This window comes from Bacillus sp. LR--39, from assembly GCF_053613335.1.
This window is the reverse complement of the sequence record NZ_JBSIOT010001469.1, coordinates 1-541: the sequence shown is the minus strand read 5'-3', so window position 1 is coordinate 541 and position 541 is coordinate 1. Positions and strand designations below refer to the sequence as shown.

1 protein-coding gene is annotated in these 541 nt (G+C 40.9%); it reads right to left on the bottom strand.

Going from position 1 to position 541, the window contains the following annotated elements; genetic code table 11:
- On the bottom strand, positions 1–541 hold a 541-nt coding region (locus ACWHAR_RS31190; RefSeq protein WP_452088942.1), incomplete at both ends, for an LCP family protein.

Genomic DNA, 541 nt, shown 5'->3' with positions numbered 1-541 from the left:
CTGTAAATCTGCTGAAGCGCTAAACCTTCAGTAATGCGAATATTGGTTTCAACGTTTTCGCTGGCTTTTTCTGCGATTTTATCAATTTTAGCAATGTTGCTTGCACTTGACATTCGGTCAATCAGCGCGTTTAAGATTTGTTTTTGTCTGTCATTACGGCCAAAGTCTCCGCGTTTATCCTGTTTTCTCATCCGGGCATATGCCAAGGCTTCTTCGCCGTTCAAATGCATCTCGCCTTTTTTGAAGTAAATCCGTTTGCTTTCGTCTACATCACTTTTTTCATCGAAATCGAAAGGCACGTCTACATCAATACCGCCGACTTCATTAATCACATCTTTAAATCCGTCAAAATCAACTGTGACATATTTATCAATCGGGATTTGCAAGAAGTTTTCAACAGTTTCAACTGTCTCATCTTTACCGCCTTTGCTGTAAGCGGCATTGATCTTCGTCTTGCTTCCCGTTGTGTCACAGTTGATTTTGACGGATTTAAAGATGTGATTAATGAAGTCGGCGGTATTGATGTAGACGTGCCTTTCGA